This is a genomic window from Photorhabdus aegyptia (assembly GCF_000612035.1).
Lineage (GTDB): Bacteria > Pseudomonadota > Gammaproteobacteria > Enterobacterales > Enterobacteriaceae > Photorhabdus > Photorhabdus akhurstii.
Genome location: NZ_JFGV01000098.1, coordinates 1 through 14,109, shown reverse-complemented (window position 1 = coordinate 14,109; position 14,109 = coordinate 1). Strand labels below are relative to the sequence as shown.

18 protein-coding genes, 1 tRNA gene and 3 pseudogenes are annotated in these 14,109 nt (G+C 38.6%); 7 read left to right on the top strand and 15 right to left on the bottom strand.

Annotation, left to right across the window (positions count from 1 at the left end; genetic code table 11):
• Nucleotides 1-185 precede the first annotated feature (185 nt).
• A complete protein-coding gene (locus BA1DRAFT_RS23360) occupies nucleotides 186-491 on the top strand; it encodes a hypothetical protein (protein ID WP_152544368.1) in 306 nt (101 codons plus the stop codon).
• 705 nt (nucleotides 492-1,196) lie between these two features.
• Here BA1DRAFT_RS23360 and BA1DRAFT_RS20530 read toward each other — a convergent pair.
• The 7 genes and pseudogenes from BA1DRAFT_RS20530 to BA1DRAFT_RS20500 all read right to left on the bottom strand — a co-directional run.
• Complete coding sequence (locus tag BA1DRAFT_RS20530) at nucleotides 1,197-2,066, bottom strand: DNA replication terminus site-binding protein (protein ID WP_268747250.1); 870 nt, start codon at nucleotides 2,064-2,066, stop codon at nucleotides 1,197-1,199.
• An 863-nt stretch (nucleotides 2,067-2,929) separates the two neighbouring features.
• On the bottom strand, nucleotides 2,930-4,219 hold the full coding sequence (locus BA1DRAFT_RS20525; protein ID WP_200868812.1) for a hypothetical protein: 1,290 nt from the start codon (nucleotides 4,217-4,219) through the stop codon (nucleotides 2,930-2,932).
• Between the two features lie 100 nt (nucleotides 4,220-4,319).
• Nucleotides 4,320-4,565 carry a hypothetical protein gene (locus BA1DRAFT_RS20520; RefSeq protein WP_036783224.1) on the bottom strand — a complete coding sequence of 82 codons (246 nt, stop codon included), beginning with the start codon at nucleotides 4,563-4,565 and terminating at the stop codon, nucleotides 4,320-4,322.
• Between the two features lie 228 nt (nucleotides 4,566-4,793).
• Nucleotides 4,794-5,165: a Mor transcription activator family protein gene (locus tag BA1DRAFT_RS20515; protein ID WP_036783221.1), complete on the bottom strand. Its 372-nt coding sequence runs from the start codon at nucleotides 5,163-5,165 to the stop codon at nucleotides 4,794-4,796.
• Nucleotides 5,158-5,575, bottom strand: a pseudogene (locus BA1DRAFT_RS20510) (gp16 family protein). Before BA1DRAFT_RS20510 ends, BA1DRAFT_RS20515 begins: the two are co-directional and overlap by 8 nt.
• A gap of 76 nt (nucleotides 5,576-5,651) precedes the next feature.
• Nucleotides 5,652-5,843 carry a hypothetical protein gene (locus BA1DRAFT_RS20505; protein WP_036783217.1) on the bottom strand — a complete coding sequence of 64 codons (192 nt, stop codon included), beginning with the start codon at nucleotides 5,841-5,843 and terminating at the stop codon, nucleotides 5,652-5,654.
• Nucleotides 5,844-6,211: 368 nt separating this feature from the next.
• A pseudogene (locus tag BA1DRAFT_RS20500) lies at nucleotides 6,212-6,679 on the bottom strand (AAA family ATPase); the annotation flags it as partial.
• A gap of 104 nt (nucleotides 6,680-6,783) precedes the next feature.
• On the opposite strand from BA1DRAFT_RS20500, the gene BA1DRAFT_RS23355 reads away from it, so the two are divergent.
• Complete coding sequence (locus BA1DRAFT_RS23355; protein WP_152544367.1) at nucleotides 6,784-7,200, top strand: helix-turn-helix domain-containing protein; 417 nt, start codon at nucleotides 6,784-6,786, stop codon at nucleotides 7,198-7,200.
• A gap of 16 nt (nucleotides 7,201-7,216) precedes the next feature.
• Entirely contained in the window at nucleotides 7,217-7,753 is a 537-nt protein-coding gene (locus tag BA1DRAFT_RS20490; protein ID WP_036783214.1) for a hypothetical protein, read from the top strand.
• A 456-nt stretch (nucleotides 7,754-8,209) separates the two neighbouring features.
• On the opposite strand, the gene BA1DRAFT_RS20480 is transcribed toward BA1DRAFT_RS20490, so the two are convergent.
• The 7 genes from BA1DRAFT_RS20480 to hspQ form a co-directional block, all read right to left on the bottom strand.
• Nucleotides 8,210-8,980, bottom strand: coding sequence for a DNA adenine methylase (locus tag BA1DRAFT_RS20480; RefSeq protein ID WP_036783209.1), 771 nt, complete (start codon nucleotides 8,978-8,980; stop codon nucleotides 8,210-8,212).
• 598 nt (nucleotides 8,981-9,578) lie between these two features.
• Nucleotides 9,579-9,842, bottom strand: a complete 264-nt coding sequence (locus tag BA1DRAFT_RS24755) for a GNAT family N-acetyltransferase (protein ID WP_420865164.1) — start codon at nucleotides 9,840-9,842, stop codon at nucleotides 9,579-9,581.
• Entirely contained in the window at nucleotides 9,823-10,014 is a 192-nt protein-coding gene (locus BA1DRAFT_RS24750; RefSeq protein ID WP_420865163.1) for a hypothetical protein, read from the bottom strand. Before BA1DRAFT_RS24750 ends, BA1DRAFT_RS24755 begins: the two co-directional genes overlap by 20 nt.
• The gene (locus BA1DRAFT_RS24745; RefSeq protein WP_420865162.1) at nucleotides 10,011-10,121 is read right to left on the bottom strand and encodes a type II toxin-antitoxin system TacA family antitoxin; all 111 of its coding nucleotides are present in this window, start codon (nucleotides 10,119-10,121) and stop codon (nucleotides 10,011-10,013) included. The genes BA1DRAFT_RS24750 and BA1DRAFT_RS24745 overlap by 4 nt, the downstream gene beginning before the upstream one ends.
• Nucleotides 10,122-10,550: 429 nt before the next feature.
• Nucleotides 10,551-10,817: a hypothetical protein gene (locus tag BA1DRAFT_RS20470; RefSeq protein ID WP_036783206.1), complete on the bottom strand. Its 267-nt coding sequence runs from the start codon at nucleotides 10,815-10,817 to the stop codon at nucleotides 10,551-10,553.
• A 25-nt stretch (nucleotides 10,818-10,842) separates the two neighbouring features.
• Entirely contained in the window at nucleotides 10,843-11,103 is a 261-nt protein-coding gene (locus tag BA1DRAFT_RS20465; RefSeq protein WP_036783203.1) for a type II toxin-antitoxin system Phd/YefM family antitoxin, read from the bottom strand.
• A 560-nt stretch (nucleotides 11,104-11,663) separates the two neighbouring features.
• On the bottom strand, nucleotides 11,664-11,984 hold the full coding sequence (gene hspQ / locus BA1DRAFT_RS20460; RefSeq protein ID WP_036783200.1) for a heat shock protein HspQ: 321 nt from the start codon (nucleotides 11,982-11,984) through the stop codon (nucleotides 11,664-11,666).
• Nucleotides 11,985-12,195: 211 nt separating this feature from the next.
• Here hspQ and yccX point away from each other — a divergent pair, with 211 nt between their 5' ends.
• Complete coding sequence (gene yccX / locus BA1DRAFT_RS20455; RefSeq protein WP_036783197.1) at nucleotides 12,196-12,474, top strand: acylphosphatase; 279 nt, start codon at nucleotides 12,196-12,198, stop codon at nucleotides 12,472-12,474.
• Nucleotides 12,475-12,487: 13 nt separating this feature from the next.
• Here the strand turns inward: yccX and tusE are convergent, their stop codons facing one another.
• Nucleotides 12,488-12,817 carry a sulfurtransferase TusE gene (tusE, locus tag BA1DRAFT_RS20450; protein WP_036783230.1) on the bottom strand — a complete coding sequence of 110 codons (330 nt, stop codon included), beginning with the start codon at nucleotides 12,815-12,817 and terminating at the stop codon, nucleotides 12,488-12,490.
• Nucleotides 12,818-13,000: 183 nt separating this feature from the next.
• Between tusE and BA1DRAFT_RS20445 the strand changes: the two genes are divergently transcribed.
• The 3 genes and pseudogenes from BA1DRAFT_RS20445 to BA1DRAFT_RS20440 form a co-directional block, all read left to right on the top strand.
• Nucleotides 13,001-13,088: transfer RNA gene (locus tag BA1DRAFT_RS20445), tRNA-Ser, on the top strand.
• 224 nt (nucleotides 13,089-13,312) lie between these two features.
• Nucleotides 13,313-13,504 (top strand): tail fiber assembly protein, encoded by a 192-nt coding sequence (locus tag BA1DRAFT_RS22430; protein ID WP_235201191.1) that lies wholly within the window; start codon nucleotides 13,313-13,315, stop codon nucleotides 13,502-13,504.
• Nucleotides 13,505-13,813: 309 nt separating this feature from the next.
• Nucleotides 13,814-14,109, top strand: a pseudogene (locus BA1DRAFT_RS20440) (DNA-packaging protein); the annotation flags it as partial.

Below are 14,109 nucleotides of genomic sequence, written 5' to 3'. Positions count from 1 at the left end.
ATCGACGATTGACTTGGTTAAATGGTCTGCTGAAACATGTGTTCAGAGTAAAAAGATATCGCTTAAATAATCAGCGAATATCGGTACCCATAAATTAATTTTGATGTTTTCCCCACATGCCACAATGTATCTTTTACGTGTTGATATACTAGCCCTATACTGTTCGACTGTAATAGTAGATTTTTGTGGAGGTCAACGACCTCTCGTCACTCATTGTAAGCTACTTCAACAACCAGGTAGATCTACTGCCATCGTTGACCATCAATATCTCAGATCAAAATGCCACCTTTTCCAAACAGCGCAAAAACATCCTGACTTATCTGGTTTTTTTAAATACAAAGATACCGAACAAACTAGTCTGGAAAAATGGTTATCCAAGTAGGCTGAGCAAGGTCACTGCCGGAAGAGTTACTGTTGTCTCCCGAACAGGATTTGTTGAACGCCAAAATTGTGCTGCTGGGGCCAAGCGTCATGGAACGCTTGATTATTAGTGTTTATTCCAATGTTCATGAGAGACTGTTCGAGTCGTTATGCTAGCAACTTTCCGGAAAAATCAGGCTGGTCATCGATAGGCTTTTGAACACAACTCAAGGAGATCAGCGATTGCTGTTCCATCTTTTGAAAGGTTATCCACCATTGGTACGCCGCTACAACACCAAGAACATCAAGTGGTTTAAACAAAACAAGCATTATTCCATAATATTACGCTTCCTGTTGGAGACGAAGAAGGTACTGTTAGGGTTCTGCTTGGAAAACGGGAGTGACCATAGATTCCGTTATTGATAATAGGTTGTCCAGAATGGTAGATTTGTGAGGTAACTCTTTATGTAGAAAAAATGAAGATTAATATAAATTTCAAATACAGTGACTAATCTGAAAGAATCCTGTCATGTACTACCCCCTAATGCTGATACTGAACGACTTACACTAAGTAACCAATGAATGCAGGGGTAGACTAAAATCTTTTAATTCTAAGTTGATAAGCTCGTTGTTATAGTAGGTATATCCTCGATAGCTTTACATAGTTCGTTGATATTAATTAATTTATGGAGGAAAAAAATACTCCTTTCATGTCGGTGTTATCCTAAATAACATCCCAAAATAGTGCTACATCTTGCACAATGTACAACCTTATATGTAGTAAGAGTCAAAAACCATGTGTATAGCAGAATTATAAGACCTTCTTTTGTGAGAGATTATAGAATCACCTCAATACTTTCACCGTGTAAAGTTCCAATTACCTTAGTTTTAACTCGATCAGTACGCGGTTTGATTACTTGTGGACGAAATTCAGTAAGTGGCCGAATTGTAAGATGCTCATCTTGAATAATGATAAATGGCATTATGGACGTTACTGTAATGCGCTCAACCTGCCCTAGCATATCAGGGCGACGAATTACGATGTTTGCCGTAGGCTGTACCTTCACCGGACGACGTAGACGAAGTCGTTCTTCAGGGACATTGATAATTTGTTTTATCATTTGCATCATCGGGACCGCTTTATCTGCTGAAGCATCACTTTCAATTTCCATCTGAGCCAAAAGCTCGGCTTTATTAGTAGCCCTGAAGAGACTTTTTTGCCTCCAACCGAAGCTGACAAGCTCTATGTTTTCATCACACCAAAACCGTAACTGACGGTACAGATGTAGAGTCATAACTCCTGGACAGGCATTATGAAGGGTCTGGAAGCGCTGATGTCCGGTATAGTTTTGCGTTATATATTTCTGAATTGCATTTTTTTTCTTGTTAATGGCTTCAACCAGAGCCTTTATATTCTGTTTAAACTGCTCATTGTTGCTCGCATACCACAGGATGCCGGTGGTGCGACGTGATGATTTTTGTGAAAGTCCATCTCGGATATGTAGATCCGAGAAAGATGAGCAAGCTGTATGAACAGCTGCATGACCGAAACGAAGTTCAGGTTGAATATGATTTATCGGTAAATTTTCACTCCCTGCTTCAATCGGAGGGAGCACGCATACACATGCCTTAAGCGGAACAACAGAGGCCAGCTGGACTCGTAGCTCCATAAGCTCTGTTTCCAACGCGTGAAAAGTTTTAGCGATATTGATTGTTTTATTCTCCGATAAAGGCTGATATTTTCCCCATTTACACTAGGATTGATATACGTCCATACTATTAACAAGTAAAGTGTATTTTATCAAGTTCGTTTTGTTTATACCAAAACGCGACCGCAAGATCATTAGTTAAATTATTTCTCGTCTTAAAAAGATAGATGATTTTTTAAAATCCATAAAGAATTGGGATCCTAAAAAGATTTTCTCTAAATGTTGGGCACCTTTATAGTTTAGCTTACGAAGCTACTGTTTCGTAGCCGCCTCCCATGTCTGTTTAAAAACCACTTGTTTATATGGACACCGATTCAATTCAAGTAGGTGAGTAAATTTTTCTGACAACGTAGTCGCAAACATATATTCGGCTGCAATGAGCCCGGATGAAAATCCGCACTCTCTGCCCTCATTATTTCAACAGCCTCGATAGACTGAGTTATTTACCAGGTTCACAGAGAGTCGGTTCTACCTGTCAGTACATCAACTTATGGACTTCTACATCATTTACATCATGGGTCACTCATCGTGGTTCATCACTCGATTGTTGGCTGACCAGAGCCCTGGCTATTCGGCCATTTTTATTTGCCAGATCAATGCCGATAACTTGTTCCATTGGACATCTCTTCATATTTTTGCTGATGTATTCAGCATGGCTCACTGAAGCCGTTTTAGGGAGGTGTCCATTTCATTATTTCATAATTCTGCTACACATAGCCTTCTTCAACCCGTTGTTATACATAGGATTATGAGTGACATAAGATGTAGCGCCATTTTAATCTCATTTAAAGAGAATCCTGATACTTAGACAAGCAATAAAGTTTGAAATTGAAAATTATGTCCATATAAAGGGGTTATAACTACATATTTGAGTGTTTTTTGTATTTTCCATTCCAAACCCACAAACGACCTTCATGTAAAGGTACTGTATGTGTTCTATTCTTCCATTTAACATTTCTATCTCTTAGCTTTTCAAAACTAAAGGAGGAAAAACCAGCAGAAACAGCAAGTTCCCCAAGCCATTTTTCAGCAGGAACATATATGCCGTATGGTGCGGAGTCACCAATAACAAAGCAGACTTTTGAATCTTTCTCCATATTTTTACGAATATTTACCCATATTTTGGCCATATCTAAAAAATAAGCTGCAATCATTGTATGATAGGATTTTTTACCACCTTTACTATGTCTTATTATGTCTAACTTTTTGGTTACATCAGATATTTCATCTTTTATTGGATAGAGAAGTGGATTGCTGAGAACTTCATCCAAATCGATTTTATCTGAAGATGAGTGTTGAGAACATGATCTCATCAGTGAAGGTCTGACAACATTTTTGAGGTCACCCCAACCATTTATCTCTCCCCAAAACATCATCTCTAGTCTCATTGCATCTGCATAATCATAGTTATTAGGATATGGCGGTGATGAAATTAGCAAGTTACACTTTTCTGCTTTAAACGGTTGTCTCACATCTTTGTATTCAATATGCGAGCAGTTCTTCCAACCTGACGAAATTGCATGAAGCATATCGGTTCTCATCATTTCAAGCTTTCCAAGGAAGGCATCAAAGGGATCAAGTACTTTAGATTTGGATTTATTGGGTAATACATATTGCCATTGAGCTGTATTTACATGGCTACACGCTCTTAGTATTGATGTTATGTTTAGCCTGATTAACTCCCAGTGTAGGTCAGCATTAGATAATGTCTCATATGCAATTTTTAATCGTTCAAGCTTGTTAAATGAATCAAAGGAGTAACATCTTCCCAAAAGATTACTTTCATTGTAGCGAGTAGGATCCGGCATTGCCTTTAAAGACGATGCGTATGCGATAAGTTCTTCTCCTGCATTATTTAGGTCGTTCGTATCTAAATACCAAAGCTGTTTAGCTTTTGCGATCCTTGCTACAAAGGGATGCCCCTCAAATCCGAAAGATCTCACATTAAAAAAATCGGCCGCAATATTGGTTGTACCTGAACCAGCAAAAGGTTCAAGAATTATCGCCTTTTTGCCCGTTTCGTCTTGAAATTTTAAAATCTCAGAATATATCCACTCAGCCGAAAAACCAGCGGAATAGCGAAACCACCGGTGAACAGGGAGTTTCATGTTATCGATAAAGGTTCCTGAGCGAGCTGTTTTTTTGAACATAAATCTTTTGTCATTTCGTGTTGGTGTAGAAAGGGATATTGAGTGGCTCTAAATGTTACATTCTGACCATTAGGGCCAAGACGTTCATGATGTGTAATATTTAAATATCTTTTTCAAGTTCGTAACATTCTGGTAAGTCATATGATACAGACATCATTCTATATGCATAGGGCTCATACTCGTTCACAAGCGTATGACGATCTAATAATCCAACAAAAGGGTCACATACGATAGCATCAATATCTGTGAGTATACTTGATCTTCTACCAAGATATTGCATCGTTAAAAGCATATTAGCTTTACCAAAAATTGGTTTACACTGGTTACTATTATCTTGTTGTGTCATTTGACTGCCATATTGTACTTATATGATGAATCTGAACGTTGGATGATATGCAACGTTACTTGCTGGACTAAAAGTAAGATATTTGAAAAGAAACTGAAAGACAATTACGGGAAAAACTTGGACTAAGTGGGAAGTTATGGAGATTCAATTGTAAATCCTTTTCAGTATTTGAAAGGCAAACCAAACGAGAATCATGTTTAGTCTGCCATCTGATTTTACTAAGCTCAATTAGTTTGATGACTCGTTATTGAATAACTTACCTTGCAGGCGATCCTGTTCCTCCTTTCGGATACGTTTCACTACGCTGTAAATCCATTGAATAGAAACACCAAACTTACGAGCCAGATCATGATGATTTTTACCGTTAAATTCGTTGAAAATCTCACGATCACGGAGGCTGACTTTCCAAACCATGCCCATAGGAAAATAGACATTCTGACCGCCCCAAACCTGCATCATATGGTTCGCAACAGCTTCACCAATTTGTTCGGCTAACGCAGGCTCAACATGGATTATTTCACGGACCGTGCAGGCTGTATGCTGTGCCAGTTCGACCAGCAGATCAGGAGCTTTGCTACGAAAATTATTCACATCATTCATATTTTTTCCTCGTGACGCGGTTTTGCCACTTCTTCAGTTTTTCAATAATGCTGCTGGTTTGGTCTAAATCCAACCACTGTAAACCATCAATATCCGTTTCACACTTAACCCAGTTAGCTAAGGCTTGTTCAGAACTATTATGAACATGCCATTTCCAACCACAATGCACGTATCTTCTTTGATTGAGGGTGGCTATCTAATGGACGTGATGTTTTGAATTTCCTGGAAGTTTTAATCTTAAAACCGCGCTTTTTCATGGCTTCCAAAACGCGAGTTAACTGCGGAATATCTATTTTCCGCGTAGAGACTTTTCCAGTTTCTGAAAGTAGCATCTGGCGATACGTATCTTCATCTAGTTTTAGGTTACTACGTGCAATATGAATAAGCTGAATAAATTTCTGTTTTGCCATCTTATTCATCCTTTGCTATGTACTCTCTAATTGAGTCAACAAAAATAGCCAGCAACTACTGAACCTTACGGCCGTTTTATCCATGAGTGGTCTCCAGTGGCTGTAAATTCCATGTTGCTACAGATACACCATATTGCTGACTACAATGTGGGCAAACTAAAATTAAATCAACAACCCACTCATCAAACTCAGGAGTCTGGATAACCTTGGCTTGTTTTAAATTCATTTTTTCAACAGGTTGTTTGCAGTGATTACATGTTATTCTCATAAGTATGTTCCTTAATTTTATGTTCAAATAGGATAATTGAAAAACCTTTTTTCCCTGAATTAATTGATATTCCATTCATGTCTTTTACAATAGCTTTACTTACATAATTTCGGAGTGTAGGAATCAGATTTATCTTTAAACAGAATTTTTCTTTTTACCATATTAATTACCTGTTACTTAATGAATGCATTTATTAATACCAACATTATTTTCTTCTTTTCCTCAACAAAGAAACCTTTTTTCAAGTAGATCGGAAATGAAATACCGGACTTAATATTTCGAAGATTTACATTTCTTTGGTTATGGTATGCGCTATCCTTGTTGTAACTAACTTGAAATTAATAAAACCAGAAATTAAGCGTCAACTCCAAATCAGGCTGACCAATCCAAATGATCGATAACAGTTTTTTAAATCCATCTTCCAGTTCAAAGAATCGTTTCAGGTTTTCCAATGGCGATAAGGTATTCACAATAGATTCAGCAATGTTTGATGCTTTCAAGGTCTTACCTTTTACGTCATTGTCTTCCATTGCTAATGCATAGGGTGCAATAACAATAACGGGAGTATTTTCCCTGTTAATACGGTCAATAAGATAACGACGCAGTGTCGTTTTACCTGAACCCGATTCCCCTGATACTGCCAAAAAACCACCATAGCGTGCTGTTTGATACATGGCTTCTCGTACATAACGGCTATCTGGAGTCACAAAAACATCTTCAGCACTTTGAATTGCACTGTCTTCAAATGGATCACGAAATAAACCAAAGTGCTTTTTCGTAGCTGGAAATAACACTTGTTTTTTTAGTAACATGTTTTCCTCCTCAGAAATGAGGGTTATATTTTTATTATCGGTATAGGTATCTGATTTATCGATTATTTGTATAATACGTGATATTATTGACTCATAAATGGGACTTGTAAAGGGTTTTGGTGACAAAAATGTCTCTTGGTGAGAGATTAAAAAAAGAGCGTGAACGATTGGGGTTTAGTCAGTCTGATTTCGCGGAGATGGTTGGTGCATCAAGAAAGTCACAGATAAGGTGGGAAAAAGACGAATCTGCACCAGGGGCTGACGCTATAAGCCTTTGGGCAAAAGAGGGTCTTGATGTGTTGTACCTGATAACAGGGCAAGTTCAACAGTCAGTCTCTACCGTTTACAAAAACAGTGAGATAGATGAAGAATTACTGGGAAAAATTGCTCATAAGCTAGATTCGATGGCACAACAGGCTAATCGCCGTTGGACGCCGGATGAACTTGTCCTGCAATCATCAAAAATATATAACTTTTTAATTAAAGAGTCGGTTGTCGATGACAGTAGAATTGAGAGAGTATTAAAACTGGTTGTTAATCATTAAAAAATAAAGGATTTTCATGGACAAAAGAGATGAAGAATTACAAACATTAGCAGGACAAGTTTTTGATAGCCTTAAACAACTTCCCCAAGATGGGCAGGAGCGACAGATAACTATCAGCGTTGGTGGCAATAATCATGGCTCTATTCATGTAGGTTCAGTTGTCAATATTAACCCCACGCCATCTCGTTCGCGTGAGCTTCATGAAAGGGATAGTCGGGAGTTACTTGCCATAAAACGAGAATTACTTATAAAAAATAAAGATGCTAAATGGCGTTATTACATCAATATACCTTGCCTGCTGTTATTTAGCCTCGTGCTTATAGCATTCACGTTTGTCCTATGGAACGCTTATATGATGTTTTTTGGTGAAGGGCCTACTAATGTATTGGTTCTTAATGATAAGACATTGATAATCTTTATTTCTTGGGTCGTGTTGATAACACTTTGTGGAAAAAAAATGGACAAGGACAGGAAGATAGAAAATAGGATAATAGATGAAAATCAGAATGTTATTGATACCATAGATGTAATCTTACGACGTAGAAATTCTTAAAAATATAGTTATTTTCTATTTCATATAAGGGTATGAGCTGTGCGTAACTCTCACAATGGAGTGCGATGATGAGACAGGAAATAGCGTTCAGATTGAGTCTGAAAAAGCTCCAGCCATAACAACAATGATCCAATTATTGCCAACTATGAAGAAAATATGCCCAGAATTGGATAAATACTCCGATCAAGTTACTGACATCACAGTTCACGAAAACAGCTATCCTTCCATGCACAACCATCAAATTTCATATTGATGAAAATGCCAAACTTCCCAATGATTATACGGACAATGGAAATAATTGTTTTCCTGATATAGGGGATAACGAAACAATTTTATCTATAGCTAAATTAGCTAGCCAATCTGTTTGGTTTGTTTAGAACAACAGAATGTACCTATTGGCTTAGGTTAAAGGTAAAAAATGGCAAAGCAAATATATTGCCTTGCCATTCTCGGTTATTAGAAGTTACAAATAATCAGCTCCTTACTCTGTTTGACTTTCCCCGTAACTTTCAAGTTGTACCCGATATTAACTACTTGCATTGTCAACCCTTTGAACGCCTTGCGCATTTCTGGAATATCGTTCACTGAAATTACCATTTTCCCTCGGATGGTATGCGCTAGTTCTGCTAACAGATCATAGTTATCAAGCTCAAACTTTATGCCATATCCCTCTGTCCCCCAATACGGTGGATCACAGTAAAACAGCGTATGTGGCCTGTCGTACCGTTGGACGCATTGTGCCCAGTTCATATTTTCAATGATAGTTCTTGTCAGTCGCAGGTGAGCCATTGATAACCCTTCTTCTATTCTGAGCAAATTAAATCGCGGTGGGCTGGTGGTGGAAGTACCGAAAGTATGTTCAGCCACCTTACCGCCAAATGCCTGCTTTTGGAGATAGTAGAAACGCGCTGCTCTCTGAATATCGGTTAGCGTTTCTTCAGGGGTAATCTGCATCCATTTATAAATTTGGCGGCTGACCAATGCCCATTTAAATTGCCGAACAAACTCTTCCAAATGATGTTTTATCACGCGATAAAGATTCACCAACTCACCATTAATATCATTAATCACTTCACACTTACTTGGTACTTTTAGGAAATACAGAGCAGCAGCACCGCAGAACGGTTCGACATAACAGGTATGCTCAGGAAATAACGGTAAAATATGTTTTGCTAATCGGCGTTTACCACCAATCCACGGAACGATGGGTAAAGATTGTTCTTTCATTATCCGTAAGCCTTTTCCATTAGCTGAAAATGAGTTAGGCTTTCCCTGTTATCAATAATCAATAACTGAAAGAGCCTCGGTTGACTCACAGTACATATCTGTGAGTTGATAGCCTACCCGGTTTCGAACGTTAGGCTAGTCGCTCTTATCCTGTCTTTTACTTTTCTGATTTGCTCTTAACGTCCTTTAAAATCCTTTTCCCGATAAATTGTGGAGGTGACCGGGTAGCTGCAATAACCGCTAACTTTTTCGGAAAAATAACATTCCTGAGAAAATTTTATGGGTCAAGTTGTAAAGGGAAAACAACCTGTGTTGTGTGAACAAGCACGACTATAGTTTTGTTATTATCCTGGAAGGGGTCAACGTAAGGCTGAAGCTGAGTATCTCCTGCGGAGTACTACGGATTATCTCACCTCCTATTTCTAAAAATGACATAAACATTTCCTTACTGTTTAACAGAAATACTAGGGGTAGTTGTAATTTTCAGGAATAAGTTGATTTATTCATTCAAAGTTTCCTTGCTACCATCAGCACTGCATGGATTGTTTTAAACGGTAGCAAAAGTGATAAAGGAATCTAGTAATGGAATCGCACCATATTACACATACCAGTGAGCAACACGTTCATTTTTAGCATCAATTAGAACGCTATCCCACCTACCTATCTGAGCTGCAACTAACAAGTTGCATCGCCCTGCGGCGAGTAATAACTGACTGCCAAGTCTTTGTCCCTGCTCTGAAACATCTACAGCCAGACGACCTAACCGAAAAATAGGCACTTCATGCCGTACCAGATCAAATTTAATCACGTCAGGAGTACGTTCATAGGCTACAAATGCAAGGCTAAGACCTATAGTAACCAAGGATCTTTTGATTATAGTCACTGACTGCAAGGTAAGTTTTTGCGCCCCCTTTCTCGTAGTTCTGCCTTGCATGGCGATATAAAAACTGATTCAACAAGTTATTGCCACAATAGAATGCTGTTCGATCATGAAACTTGCCGACAGGCTCTTCGTACCATGATGGTAACGTCATGATAGCTTCGGTAACGCAAAAGCAGCAGACATCAACTTATCATTGGGACTCGGTGGATTATCTGAAAGCTCCAGTACATATAAACTGTCTCTTTCTGTCAGTTCCAACCGTTCACTCTCATCAATAATGATTTTTCTTTAGAGGCAATAGCAACGACATGCGGTTATTGGTCTCTACTGGGATCTGAAGCATGATTATCCCCTTCATTTTGTACATATTAAAATAGTACATTAGATATAGGGATATAATAATCTGTACATTTTAAAAATGTACAATATGACTGTCAAAAACGACTAATTGTTGCTCATGAACCTCGGAATAAATAACGTGACTGACATGGGAAACGCTCAATACCTCCACTATAAAACGTCTGGTCTGGACTTACGTAGGTAGGCGTTTCAGCTAGTAGACGTTGATCTCGGATAGGATTTTTTCGATTGAGCCTCCCCACTGCTTCACGGTAAAGCAGCGAATTTTGATAAGATTGGACTGAGAGTCCAGTGTTAAGCGGTATTCGACATAAGTAATTGGCTGAATTAATGATCCCTAGGAACGTTGATAGTATCATAGGCCAGCATTTCCATGAGTTTTGCGAACCTATAAAATCCATCGTACTGCTGGCAAATGTAATCTATTTGGATTCGTGACGTGCTGTTTATCACCAGCTTAAACATATCCATATAGCCATAGCAAGTTTGCAGTAATTGCTCATCCCCAGTTTCTGTAAGAGGATACCGGATGGCATGGTTATGGATGATACTCACCATCTGAAGTTGTTCTGCATTAAGCTCGATAGCGGACATTTTGCCTCTCCTTAAATTTTAAGGTCTAGTCATATTGGCCTGATTCCAATTCATTAAAAAATACTTCCCCATCAACAGTGTTATTCACCCTGATATTAGCTTCGATCTGAGCGGCTCTCGACTGTAACGACCTCAATTTGAGTGCTTCAATATTTTCGTACTCATCAATAGAGATACCTACGGCAACTGGATTTCCGTTTTTATTGATCTGGATTGGAACAAATTGTGCTTTTAGTAGCATGTCACCAAATTGGGTTTTGGCTTTATTGGCAGAAAATGCGTCCATTGTTAGTACCCCATTAAATATCGTTTGATTCGTTCAGTATGTTCGAATCAAACGATATTCGTCAAAATTAATTATCTATTGATAAGTTCTGGATGTTAAGTACCCACTTGAAAAATTAAAACAAGCTAGATGTGAACGTATTTATCAAAAAAACGAAGTGATAGAACGGCCCATTGACTACAATACCAGTCTTGCATGGATTACCTTCGTAAAGGTGATACATTGATCATTACAAAATTAGACAAGCTCGTTCAGTGGCTCACTTATCACAAATTTCTAGTCGATTCCGAAGTGAGATCGCTGGTCTCAAAAACAAATAGCCTATAATCCCTGTAAAAGTAATTCTCCTGCTGAAGGTGTTTCTGGATTTAATTTAGTTAGAAGCATCTATGAAAAATAAATCCGTTGACTTACCGCTAAGATGGACTTTTTTTGGCATGTTTTTCGGATGTGAGACTCCTATTCCTCCCACTGTACTTTGCACATTGTGTAGGCTAATGGGCCGCATCGGCTGCCTAGGCAGCTTAAAAACACGATAACTGCCTTGGTATAAATGGGGATTAATTGCGCAACCTTGGGGCCAGTAGCTGATTGCGGATGGATTCTGCTAGCTCATCTAGGGAAGGTTGCTCTGGATGTTCATCAGAGATTTCATAGGCTAATTGTGCTTCAGCCAAATAAGTATGCACAGGTTGACCGTTGTCATCTTCCATTACAACGTGATACCAGGGAGCAGAACGCAAAGCAGCATTGGATGCAATATCATCGTCTTGGGGCTGTTCCAGAGAATATTCCACATCAATATCCACGATGACTCCTAAATAACCAAGAAGCTTGTGACGTACTTGTTGGCCGATACCGAATTTGCTGGCGATAATCATAGTCACCTCCAAAGAAGATCTTGCATTGACATTGATATAAGGGCAATAAGGTGAATTACAAGAGCATACCCGGTGGTTGAAGTCTCTATTGCGAGCGTGTCTTCATCTATTTCAGGTTAGCTGTAGTAAATACAAAACACAACTAGCAGTCGTGTGCTTAACTATATATGTGAGCGATACCGCAAGGTGATTGGGTTGACAGGGGGTAATTATGATTAAATATGGGATAACAATTTATGTTTATGGCCGGGTTCAGGGAGTTGGATTTCGCTATCAAACTTTTCATTGGGCGAAATTTAATAAGCTGACAGGTTATGTCTGTAATTTGCATAACGGTAGTGTCAAAATCGTAGCTTATGGTGACAGTGAGCAACTAAATAAATTAACCCATTGGCTGGAGCAGGGTGGCCCACCGGGAGCTCGAATAGATAACTTTTCATCTCAACCCTGCACAGTGGAGGATGTTGCAGATTTTAGCGTCCGCCACTGAGCTAGTTTATTGATTAGATACATTTTACCGGTTTCGGCAGCCCGGCAATTTTGGTTGCCTGCTTTGCCGGCCCTTTGGGAAACAGACGGTAAAGATAGCGGCTGTTGCCTTTTTCTTCGCCATACTTTTGTGCGATTGCTTTGACTAACATACGGATAGCCGGGGATGTATTAAACTCCTTATAAAATTCCCGGATAAAACGAATGACTTCCCAATGCTGTTCAGTCAAAGTGATTTCTTCTTGTTCGGCGAGGAGTAAAGCTATTGCTTCCTGCCAGTCACTACTGTTTTTCAGATAACCTTGCGCATCGGTTTCGATTTCTTGACCTTCGAATACCAACATAATCATTAATAACCATCAAAGAAAAGTAGCCGTAATTTAGCAAAAATCACTTCTGTACCCAAGAATGGTATGCACATATGCGGATAAAATAAGCCAACAACCATAAAAAGGGTAAATTTACGGCAATCGAACAGGAGGTGGCTTTACATCTGTCTCGGGGCTGTTTATAGTGCACGCCATTGCGGAGGGGTGGCCGAGCGGCTTAAGGCAGCGGTCTTGAAAACCGCCGATGGGAAACCATCCGAGAGTTCGAATCTCTCCTCCTCCGCCACCTCTACTCCTAATCGCGTAATCACGTCTTATAAATTCTGCTTTTTCCAATAAAATTAAAGAAATATCCCTAACCAATTTTCACTATTGTTTACTGGTATCTATTCATCAATGTACCTCATAGCCGTGATGGGCAAGGATGCTAGAAATATAAACTAACAGCTCGATAAGTTGAAACAATAAAACCTCAAGATAACGATCTCTTAAAATTTCATCAAATCAACGATGCAAAACAACAGCAAGCAGAATTGTTACAACAAGCAAATGAAACGCCCTCATTGCGACAAAACTCTGTTGATTGAGAAGTCGCCAGAGAAAGCCTCTCTGCTCGAATGGAAAAAATACCGACTATTACTTATTCGTGTTGACGTTCTGCAAGAGTCTGATGTTCAGTTGCCGGAACGGCCAATAACCTGAATAAACAGATCGCTCATACAATGGTTTTGTTGATGCTAGAGTTAGGATACTGAAAGAGATTCAGTCTATAACCTAGAATAAAAAAATTGTAGTAAGAAATGAAAGAGGGGAGAGATTAGTAACTTCTTGATATTAAATTTCTTATTGCAATCAATTATACAAAATTAGTTAACCTTATAAGAAATAAGAACAACACATTATTCTTTTTCTAAACTAGACTTTGATTGGCATGAGTTGCAAGGTGATTATTTTTATATTGATTTAAATATATTGATTATGAAATGGTATTATTTTATTTAAGGAAGGTATATGAATCAAAAGAATGATTTTAAAGCATTTTCTATTAGTGATAATGCTAATGTAGTGAGTCAAGATAAATATGAAGAAAGTCAGAATTTACAGACGGGATTTCCACCAGAGAATGTTTCTACTCATGTACTAAATAAGGTATTACGCCAGTCATCTATAATATCATCTGTTGTAGCTAATTTTATTGCAGAACAATCTGGCGCTGAAGTTTTGGATAATGGGGACATAGCCAAACTTACTGCACAATTAAATCAAGCATTAGAACAAAAAATTGCAACAGACATTCCCAACGCTTC